The organism is Nioella sp., from assembly GCF_964229645.1.
Classification (GTDB): Bacteria; Pseudomonadota; Alphaproteobacteria; order Rhodobacterales; family Rhodobacteraceae; genus Nioella.
In genome coordinates this window covers 1-9,228 of sequence record NZ_CAXREX010000151.1, presented here as the reverse complement: position 1 = coordinate 9,228, position 9,228 = coordinate 1, and the positions used below count along the sequence as shown (strand labels likewise).

10 protein-coding genes, 1 tRNA gene and 2 pseudogenes are annotated in these 9,228 nt (G+C 64.6%); 8 read left to right on the top strand and 5 right to left on the bottom strand.

Annotation, left to right across the window (positions count from 1 at the left end):
* A pseudogene (locus tag ACEQXV_RS10025) lies at positions 1-352 on the bottom strand (hypothetical protein); the annotation flags it as partial.
* Positions 353-452: 100 nt separating this feature from the next.
* Here ACEQXV_RS10025 and ald point away from each other — a divergent pair.
* Both ald and ACEQXV_RS10015 read left to right on the top strand, forming a co-directional pair.
* A complete protein-coding gene (gene ald, locus ACEQXV_RS10020; protein WP_370268995.1) occupies positions 453-1,571 on the top strand; it encodes an alanine dehydrogenase in 1,119 nt (372 codons plus the stop codon).
* A 287-nt stretch (positions 1,572-1,858) separates the two neighbouring features.
* The gene (locus ACEQXV_RS10015; protein ID WP_372525611.1) at positions 1,859-2,752 is read left to right on the top strand and encodes a Hint domain-containing protein; all 894 of its coding nucleotides are present in this window, start codon (positions 1,859-1,861) and stop codon (positions 2,750-2,752) included.
* Here the strand turns inward: ACEQXV_RS10015 and ACEQXV_RS10010 are convergent.
* The gene (locus ACEQXV_RS10010; protein WP_370251399.1) at positions 2,718-3,221 is read right to left on the bottom strand and encodes a YkgJ family cysteine cluster protein; all 504 of its coding nucleotides are present in this window, start codon (positions 3,219-3,221) and stop codon (positions 2,718-2,720) included. The two genes, ACEQXV_RS10015 and ACEQXV_RS10010, sit on opposite strands and share 35 nt — an antisense overlap.
* Before the next feature lie 219 nt (positions 3,222-3,440).
* On the opposite strand from ACEQXV_RS10010, the gene ACEQXV_RS10005 reads away from it, so the two are divergent.
* Genes ACEQXV_RS10005 through ACEQXV_RS09995 form a run of 3 tightly spaced genes read left to right on the top strand, consistent with a single transcriptional unit; the run spans position 3,441 to position 4,736 of the window.
* Complete coding sequence (locus ACEQXV_RS10005; RefSeq protein WP_370251398.1) at positions 3,441-3,818, top strand: NADH:ubiquinone oxidoreductase subunit NDUFA12; 378 nt, start codon at positions 3,441-3,443, stop codon at positions 3,816-3,818.
* 28 nt (positions 3,819-3,846) lie between these two features.
* On the top strand, positions 3,847-4,299 hold the full coding sequence (gene mlaD / locus ACEQXV_RS10000) for an outer membrane lipid asymmetry maintenance protein MlaD (RefSeq protein ID WP_370268991.1): 453 nt from the start codon (positions 3,847-3,849) through the stop codon (positions 4,297-4,299).
* Positions 4,296-4,736: a DUF2155 domain-containing protein gene (locus tag ACEQXV_RS09995; RefSeq protein ID WP_370268990.1), complete on the top strand. Its 441-nt coding sequence runs from the start codon at positions 4,296-4,298 to the stop codon at positions 4,734-4,736. The genes mlaD and ACEQXV_RS09995 overlap by 4 nt, the downstream gene beginning before the upstream one ends.
* Here ACEQXV_RS09995 and aat read toward each other — a convergent pair.
* Positions 4,679-5,344 carry a leucyl/phenylalanyl-tRNA--protein transferase gene (gene aat / locus ACEQXV_RS09990; protein WP_370268988.1) on the bottom strand — a complete coding sequence of 222 codons (666 nt, stop codon included), beginning with the start codon at positions 5,342-5,344 and terminating at the stop codon, positions 4,679-4,681. The genes ACEQXV_RS09995 and aat overlap by 58 nt on opposite strands.
* Before the next feature lie 147 nt (positions 5,345-5,491).
* Here aat and ACEQXV_RS09985 point away from each other — a divergent pair, with 147 nt between their 5' ends.
* Positions 5,492-6,559, top strand: a complete 1,068-nt coding sequence (locus ACEQXV_RS09985) for an agmatine/peptidylarginine deiminase (protein WP_370268987.1) — start codon at positions 5,492-5,494, stop codon at positions 6,557-6,559.
* Positions 6,560-6,610: 51 nt separating this feature from the next.
* Here ACEQXV_RS09985 and accC read toward each other — a convergent pair whose 3' ends face one another.
* Together accC and accB are read right to left on the bottom strand one after the other, a co-directional pair.
* Positions 6,611-7,960 (bottom strand): acetyl-CoA carboxylase biotin carboxylase subunit, encoded by a 1,350-nt coding sequence (gene accC / locus ACEQXV_RS09980; RefSeq protein ID WP_370268986.1) that lies wholly within the window; start codon positions 7,958-7,960, stop codon positions 6,611-6,613.
* Between the two features lie 11 nt (positions 7,961-7,971).
* Positions 7,972-8,478 carry an acetyl-CoA carboxylase biotin carboxyl carrier protein gene (gene accB / locus ACEQXV_RS09975; RefSeq protein WP_370268985.1) on the bottom strand — a complete coding sequence of 169 codons (507 nt, stop codon included), beginning with the start codon at positions 8,476-8,478 and terminating at the stop codon, positions 7,972-7,974.
* 270 nt (positions 8,479-8,748) lie between these two features.
* Between accB and ACEQXV_RS09970 the strand changes: the two are divergent.
* Positions 8,749-8,994: pseudogene (locus tag ACEQXV_RS09970) on the top strand (dihydropyrimidine dehydrogenase); the annotation flags it as partial.
* Positions 8,995-9,054: 60 nt separating this feature from the next.
* Positions 9,055-9,139 (top strand) — tRNA-Leu (locus tag ACEQXV_RS09965).
* Positions 9,140-9,228 lie beyond the last annotated feature (89 nt).

The following is a 9,228-nucleotide window of genomic DNA, read 5'->3' as shown; positions in this document are numbered from 1 at the left end:
CGCCCTTGTCGAAGCGCGGCAGGGGACTTGCCTCACCCCGTCCGAGCGCGGCCAAGGTGTCCAGCCCCAGCGCGATGTTGTGCGTCCCCGGCACCCCGCGCGTGGCGAACAGCGGGTGGACCGTGCGGGCCATGGCCAGCCGCTCGGCCCGGGTCTTGTAGAGATCGTCGAGCGACAGGGCAGCAACGCGCCGTCCGCTTGCGCCCAGCCGCTGCGCGAGATGGGCCGTCAGGGTCGACTTGCCCGACCCTTGCGCACCGCAGATCCCGACGACCAGCGGCAGGCGGCTGGCGGAACGCAAGGCATCCTCGATCCGTTCAGTCAGCGTATCGGCAAGGCGTTGGTCGATCATTGTCGTCCGTTAGCAGCACAGGTCCGGCCTGGACAGGCGAAGGTCTTATTGCGCGTAGTCAGTTTCAAATGTAACCAGTTAGGCCAAAGGAGACCAGCCCATGCGTGTCGGTACTGTTCGCGAGATCAAGAACCACGAATACCGGGTCGGCCTGACGCCGGAAAGCGCGGGCGAGCTGGTGGCCAATGGCCATACCGTCCTGATCGAGACCCTGGCAGGTGCCGGGATCGGTGCCATGGATGACGATTACCGCGCCGCAGGGGCCGCGATCGTCGACAGCGCCGAGGAAATCTTCGCCAAGGCCGACATGGTGGTGAAGGTGAAAGAGCCCCAGGCGGGCGAGCGCAAGATGCTGCGCGAGGGACAGGTGCTCTATACCTACCTGCACCTGGCACCGGACCCGGAGCAGACCAAGGACCTGATCGCCTCGGGGGCGACCTGCATCGCCTATGAGACCGTAACGGCGCCCGGTGGCGGTCTGCCGCTTCTCAAGCCGATGAGCCAGGTCGCGGGCCGGATGTCGATCCAGGCCGGTGCGACCGCGCTGGAGAAATCCCATGGCGGGCGTGGCGTGCTGCTTGGCGGCGTGCCGGGCGTGCTGCCCGCGAAGGTGGCCGTGATCGGCGGCGGCGTGGTGGGCTTCAACGCGGCGCAGATGGCCGTGGGCATGGGCGCGGATGTGACCATTCTCGACCGTAGCCCGGAAGTGCTGGAAAAGCTCGGCACCTATTTCGAAGCGCGCGCCAAGACCCGCTTCTCGAACCGGGCCAACCTGGCTGAATGCGTGGCCGAGGCTGACCTGGTGATTGGCGCTGTCCTGGTGCCGGGTGCCGCCGCGCCCAAGCTGGTCAGCCGCGCGATGCTGTCGACCATGAAACCCGGTTCGGTGATGGTGGATGTCGCCATCGACCAGGGCGGCTGCTTCGAAACCTCGAAGGCCACCACCCATGCCGATCCGATCTACACCGTGGACGGGATCGTGCATTACTGCGTGGCCAACATGCCCGGCGGCGTCGCGCGCACCTCGACCTACGCGCTCAACAACGTGACGCTGCCCCATGCGCTGCGCATCGCCAACCTGGGCTGGAAAGAGGCCCTTGGCCGCGATCCGCACCTGGCCAACGGGCTCAATGTCTGGAACCACCAGGTGACCTACGAAGCCGTGGCCCGCGACCTGGGCTATGACTACGTGGCCGCGACCAGCGCCCTGGCAGCCTGACTTAACGTCTTTTCCTTGCCGGGCGCCCCAGTCCCGGCAGGCTTGTCGCGGGCGGAGACCCTTCCCTCCGCCCGCGATTTTTTTGGCCGGCCTGCCGGGTTTGCCCGTTTTTCGGGCAGATTTCCGGCGCGGAAGGTATCTCGAACGACATTGGTTGACTTTAGATATATCGATGGCGCAAAATTTAGGCCGTGGTAATTGGTGTCCTGTGTGGGGGGCGTCCTGACGAGGGCCCGTGTTGTTGGGCCAGTTTTGGCTTAGGGCGTGCTCCCGACCGGGGGTGTGTTGTGCCGGCGGTAGATCAGTACGAGTACATGTATTTTCTGGGCATGGACGTGCCCGATGGCACGACGGTCGTAACCGGCCCATCACAAAGCATTTTCAACACATTGGCGGACCCGGACACGAGTGGCGAGACCCTGGTCGATGACCCGATCACGTGGTCGGGCTCTATTCTTCCGGTGAAGCTTTACGGGTTTGCCTCCAATGGCGACCCGGTGCTTCAGATCGTCGGCGGGCTAACCTTCTATTATCTCGTGTCCGACCTGGATAGCTGGGAAGGCCAGCCGCTCGGGTTTTCGCGCAGCGGGTCCTATACGTACTGCTTTCTGCCGGGTTGCCAGATCGCAACCCCGGCGGGCGAGGTGGCAGTGGAACGCCTTTGCATCGGTGACCCTGTCCAGACCGTGGATGGGCGCAGCGTTGCTATAAAATGGATCGGCCGCCAGACGGTCTCCACCCGCTTTGGCCCCGCCGAGCGGCTGATGCCGGTGCGTTTTGCTGCTGGCGCGCTTGGGCCGGGCCTTCCGCATGCAGACCTGACCGTCACCGCAGATCACGGGATGCTGGTCGGGGGCGTTATCTGCCACGCGGGCGCCCTGGTGAACGGGGGCACCATCACGCGCGTGCCGCTGGCTGAGATGGGCAAGAGCTACACCGTCTACCACGTCGAGACCGAGAACCACGAGATCATTCTAGCGAATGGCGCACCGGCAGAGACCTTCATCGACAACGCGGGTCGCCGCGCGTTCGACAACTATGCCGAGTTCGAGGCGCTTTATGGCGAGGTGCCCGAGATGCAGGAACTGCCATATCCCCGCGCCATGAGCGCCCGGCAGGTGCCCGACAGGATACGGGCGATGCTGGCTAGGCGCGAAAGCCGGGGCGGATGTGTAGCCTGACCAGCGACAGGTAGTGCCGATACCATAGCTTGGCATGCCGATAGGCGGGCGCGTCTTCGTCGCCTGTCTCGATCAGCCTGTCCATCGCATCATGCAGGTCCGAGGTGTTGAGCGCGTAAGGCTCCTTGCCGAGCGCCTGCGCGATGGAGGCGCGGGCCTTGTCTTCGGTTTCGTGGATCTCGGCCACGATGGCGACGGCCTCGGATTCGGGTGTCTTTCCCGCATCGACCCGCTTGAGCAGGCTGCATTTGTAAGTTCGGCAGGTTTCGGGGCGTTTGTCGTAGACCTGGCAGGCGCCGTTCTTGCCCAGGAAATCGCAGCCAAGCCGCATGCGAAGATCCCCGTTTGACTTGCGAAAGAACCGATCCCCGCCGCCAAGCCTGTCGCGCTCCTCGGGCGACACGGGCACGCGCGCATACAGCTTGCCGCTACAGCACAATGAACAATTCACACACAGATGATCGGCCATGATCTTACCACTCGTTACCAGTTTGCCTCGGCCCGATCCCTGCCATGGGAAACGGCCCATCATTTGTCGCCCAGGGGGAAAAACCGTGGCGCGGGGCTCTCGCGGCCGTCATCGGCTCACGGCAAGGCCGCGACACTTTCCATCAGGGTTTCGCGCTGGACCTTGGCCCCGAGATGCGGCATTAGAAGGCCAACGCGTTCTCAGCCGGAGGCAAGCCCGATGCTTTCTTTCCTCAACCGTCTCGTGACCTGGTGGAATGGCCAGACCCTTGGCACCCAGCTTTACACCTGGCGCAAGGGTCAGAAGGTGGGCGAGGACGAGCAGGGCAACATCTATTACCAGACCCGCGACGGCAAGCGCCGTTGGGTGATTTTCAACGGCGAGGCCGAAGCGTCGCGCGTCAGCCCCGACTGGCATGGCTGGCTGCATTACACCTTCGACGAGTCGCCCGCCGACCGTCCGCTGGCCCACAAGCCGTGGGAACAGCCGCACCAGCCCAACCTGACCGGCACCATGGCCGCCTATGCGCCCGCAGGCTCGCTGCGCCAGGCCGCGCCGGCAGACCGCCGCGACTACGAGGCCTGGAGCCCCGAGTAACGCCCGCATCCCGAGGGGGCCGCACGATATGTCAGAGAATGCGACCGAAGTTCTGGTAGGCGGGGCCGTTCTGGCCGCCGCCATCGGCTTTTTCATCTATGCCGGGCAGGTGACCGGGGCAGGGGGCGCTGCCGGGGACAGCTATCCGCTGACGGCGTCCTTCCGCTCGGCCGATGGCCTTTCGGTCGGCACAGATGTGCGGCTGGCCGGGGTGCGCGTGGGGTCTGTCACCGCGCTCGACCTCAATACCGAAACTTTCCGCGCCGACGTGGCCTTTACCGTCTCCGAAGGTATCGAAGTGCCTGACGATACCCAGGCTGTCGTTGCTTCCGAAGGGCTGCTCGGCGGCAATTTCCTGGAACTGGTGCCCGGCGGCTCGCCCTTCAACCTCGCCCCCGGCGACGAGGTCTACGAAACCCAGAGCGCCGTCAGCCTGACCACGCTTCTGCTGCGCGCCGTCAGCGGTGGTGACGTGGAATGAGATTTGCCCGCCGCGTCCTGCTGGCCCTGGCCCTTGCGGGCCTGCCCCTTGGCGCGGGGGCGCAGCAAAGCGGCGTCGAACTGATCATCGAGCCCAATCCCAACGTGGATACCGGCCCGGTCGTGGCCCAGGGCAGCGGGGCCCTGCTGCGCCTGCTGGACAAGTCGCTTGGCCGGTCGCAGGACGTGGACCTTGCCACCGGTGAAACCTTCGTTCAGGGGCGGATCGCGGTGGAACTGCTGGAATGCCGCTACCCCGAGGAAACGCCGGGCCAGGATGCCTTCGCGCATCTGCGGGTGACGGATATCGACGGGGTCGAGCTCTTCAACGGCTGGATGATCGCCTCCAGCCCCGCCCTGTCAGCGCTGGAGCATTCGCGCTACGACGTGTGGGTTCTGCGCTGCACGATTTCCTCGGGCGAGACTTCCGACGGCTGAGCCAGGAAATCGGCGTCCCAGTTCAGCGCCTTTTCCAACCGCTTGTGATACTCGGCCCGCGGGATTTCGACCGCGCCGAGCGAGATCAGGTGATCGGTCACGAATTGCGTGTCGAACAGCTGGAAGCCGCCATAGCGCAGGCGGCTGACAAGGTAGGCCAGCGCGATCTTGGAAGCATCGGTGCGGCGCGAGAACATGCTTTCGCCGAAGAACGCTGCGCCCAGTGTCACGCCATAGACCCCGCCCACCAGTTCGGCCCCGTCCCAGACTTCGACCGAATGGGCAAAGCCAGACAGGTGAAGCTGCATGTAGAGATCGAAGATCTGCCCGTTGATCCACGTTTCTTCGCGGTCGGCGCAGCCTTGCACCGTGCCCGCGAAATCCTGGTTCACCCGCAGCTGGTAGGGGCTGCGCATGATGTGGCGGCGCAGCGAGCGGGAGATGTGGAAGCCATTTAGCGGGATGATCCCGCGCATCCGCGGGTCGACCCAGAACACGTCGGGTGCGTCGCGCGAATCCGACATCGGGAACACCCCCGCCGCATAGGCGCGCAAAAGCAGATCCGGTGTCAGCACCGGCCGGCGCGGGGGCATCATGTCATGGGCCATAGTCTGTCGTCCGCTCCGGTCTGAGGCCCTCAATCTATCGCAAATTGTCCGCGCTTCACCAGATGCCATTCGCGGACATTGTGTTTCCAGCACGGTCATGTTTCGCTGGCAGCCCTGGTGTTCAGTGCGGGACGATGGGTGTGCGTGATGTTGAGACGATGTTTTCTGGGCGGGGTGGCCGGCGCGCTGAGCCTTTCGGCGGTTCCGGGCGGTGTCATGGCCAGTAGCAGCGGCTTGCGCGTTCCGCCCGAAGAGGCCCCCCATCAGCGGACCTTCATGCAGTGGCCCAATAGCCGGGAGGTCTATGACGACGTCGAGTTCCTGCGCATGACTCAATCCACCATCGCCGACATCGCCAATGCGATTGCAGAGTTCGAGCCGGTCACGATGCTGGCCGCGGCAGAGCATCACGCGCGGATCGGGCGGATGGTTTCGGGCGCGGTGGAGCTTTGGGACATCCCGACCGAGGACCTGTGGTGCCGCGATGCGGGGCCGCTTTTCGCCCATCGTCCGGACGGGTCGCTTGCGCTCAGCCATCTGCAATTCAATGGCTGGGGAAACAAGCAGGTCGATACACATGACAGTCAGATCGCCACCCGCGTGGCCGAGCGGCTTGGCCTGCCGGTCATCCCGTCGGGCGTGGTGGGCGAGGCCGGGGGTGTCGACTATGACGGGCACGGGCTGCTCATCGGCCATGAAAGCAGTTGGGTCATCGACAACCGCAACCCCGGCCTGTCGCGAGACGAGATAGAAGCGCGCCTGCTGGCGGCCTACGGTGCGGCCCGGATGATCTGGACTCCGGGTGTGCGCGCGGAAGACATCACCGATTACCACATCGACAGCCTCGCGCGGTTCACCGGGCCGAACCGGGTGCTGATCAACCTCCCCGATGAACCTGACGAGGCCGACCCGTTCCACCTGGCCGCGCTCGAAACCCACGACGCGCTGATCGCGGGCGGGGTGAGGGTTGAAGTGATCCCCGAACCTTGGGAGCGGCGGGTGGACAGCGCCGATTTCGTGGCCTCCTACGCCAATTACTACGTCTGCAATGGCGCGGTGATCGCGGCGGAGTTCGGCGACGAAGAAACCGACGAGATCGCACGCGATGCGCTGGCGCGCCACTATCCCGGTCGCGAGGTGGTGATGTTGAATGTCGATCCGCTTGGCGAACTTGGCGGCGGCATCCACTGCGCCACGCAACAGATGCCGGCCTGAACGAAAAAGGCCGCCCGGGATGGGGCGGCCTTTTCGCGATATCCTTGGGCGTCAGCCCTGCATGTTGGTTTCCAGCCACTTTTCCAGCCAGTGGATGTTGTAATTCCCTGTCTGCACGGCCTCTTCCTCCAACAGCGCGTGGAAGAGCGGGATGGTGGTATCGACCCCGTCGATGATCAACTCGCCCAAGGCGCGCTTGAGACGCGCCAGTGCCTCGGGCCGGTCGCGGCCATGCACGATCAGCTTGCCGATCAGGCTGTCGTAGTAGGGCGGGATCGAATAGCCGGTATAGATCGCCGAATCCATCCGCACGCCAAGCCCGCCCGGCGCGTGGAACTGGCTGATCTTGCCGGGGCAGGGGGTGAATTTCGGCAGTTTCTCGGCGTTGATGCGCACCTCGATCGAATGGCCTTCGACCTGGAGATCCTCCTGGCTGAAGGACATCGGCAGGCCTTCTGCCACGCGGATCTGTTCGCGCACCAGGTCGACGCCAAAGATGCCCTCCGTCACCGGGTGTCCCACCTGCAGACGGGTGTTCATCTCGATGAAGTAGAATTCGCCGTTCTCATCGAGGAACTCGATCGTGCCTGCGCCTTCATAGCCGATAGCGGCGACGGCGTCGGCGCAGGTCTTGCCGATCCGCGCGCGGGTTTCGGCATCGATCGCGGGGCCGGGGGCCTCTTCGAAGACCTTCTGGTGACGGCGCTGCAGCGAACAGTCCCGTTCGCCCAGATGCACGGCATTGCCCTTGCCATCGCCGAAGACCTGCACCTCGATGTGCCGGGGCGCACCGAGATATTTCTCGATGTAGACCTCGTCATTGCCGAAGGCGGCCTTGCCTTCGGAGCGCGCGGTACGGAACGCATTGTCGAGCTCTGCGGCCGATTTGGCCAGCTTCATGCCGCGCCCGCCGCCACCGGCAGTGGCCTTGATGATGACGGGATAGCCGATCTCCTCGGCCACCTTGCGGGCGGTGTCCAGGTCAGGCACGCCACCGTCGGACCCGGGCACGCAGGGCACGCCCAGCTTCTTCATCGTGTCCTTGGCGGTGATCTTGTCGCCCATGATGCTGATATGCTTGGCCGACGGACCGATGAACTTGATGCCGTGGTCTTCCACGATCTGCACGAAGTTCTGGTTTTCCGACAGGAAGCCATAGCCCGGATGGATCGCCTCGGCGCCGGTGATTTCACAGGCCGAGATGATCGAGGCGACGTTGAGATAGCTCTGTGCGCCTGCGGGCGGGCCGATGCAGATCGCCTCGTCGGCCATGCGCACATGCATCGCGTCGCTGTCGGCGGTGGAATGCACGGCAACGGTCTGGAGGCCCATCTCGCGCGCGGCGCGGATCACGCGGAGCGCGATTTCGCCCCGGTTGGCAATGAGGATCTTGGTGAACATGCGCCCGGACCTCAGGAGATGATCATCAGGGGCGTGCCGAATTCCACCGGGTCGCCGTCACCCACCAGGATGCGCGTGACCTTGCCTGCGCGCGGGGCGGGGATCTGGTTCATTGTCTTCATCGCCTCGACGATCATCAGCGTCTGGCCCTCGGTCACGGTGTCGCCCACGTTGACGAAGGGCGGCGTGCCGGGTTCGGCCTGAAGATAGGCGGTGCCCACCATGGGCGAGGTCACGGCGCCGGGGTCTTGCGCCGGGTCGCCAGCGGGTGCTGCCGCAGCGGCGGGGGCAGCAGCCGGGGTCGCAGCAGCGGCAGGAGCGGCGGCCACGGGCGCAGGGGCCGCGACGGCCACCGGGGCGGGGGCTGCCATCAGGGTCTGGCGGCTGACGCGGACATTGAGGCTGTCATTGTCGCCGTATTCTCGCATGACCTCCAGCTCGGTCAGGTCATTGTCGTTCAGAAGCTCGGCCAGCGCCTTGATGAAAGCGACATCCCCGTCATGCGTCTTATTCGCCATTTGTGCCCTCAGCGTTTCTGGCGGGGCAGGGCCCCGCGCGGGTGATCCAGTTTCCCGGCTGTATACGCTGTCCCGTCAGGCGAGAAAAGCCAAACCGACCCTTGGCGGGGCCGCGCGCAGCCCAAACCTGCCCGTTTTCTCGGCAGTCGGGTTTGAAAATGGCGTTTCGAGGCGGTTCCGGGCAATAATCATTTTTTACCAGTTGATAAAATTTTTGGCCTGTGCCAGCGTTTCCTCAAAAGAACAAGTCATTCGACAGGGAGACACACCATGACGAACAGCCCGTTCACACCGGGAATCGCCTCGCAGCGTCTCAGTCCCGAGGATCTGAGCGCCAATTTCTCGGACCTGCATCCGCCCCTCGACGATCACGAGGCGCTGGTGGCGGCGGACCGTTGCTATTTCTGCCACGACGCGCCCTGCATGACGGCCTGCCCGACCTCGATCGACATTCCGCTCGTCATCCGCCAGATCTCCACCGGCACGCCCGAGGCGGCGGCCAGAACGATCTTTGACCCGCATGCGAGTTGATTTGCGCGCGCGGTGAAGGCAAGTTCCGCGCGCTTCACGGCAATGGCCCCCGTGGCGGAATTGGTAGACGCGACGGACTCAAAATCCGTTTCCTTCGGGAGTGTCCGTTCGAGTCGGACCGGGGGCACCATTTTACTCTTGTTCTCCCTCGCCTCCGCTCGATCGATCCTCGCTATAGTCGCGGGCGCGCGGTGTTGAGAGTTGCGGTCAGGCCGCGCC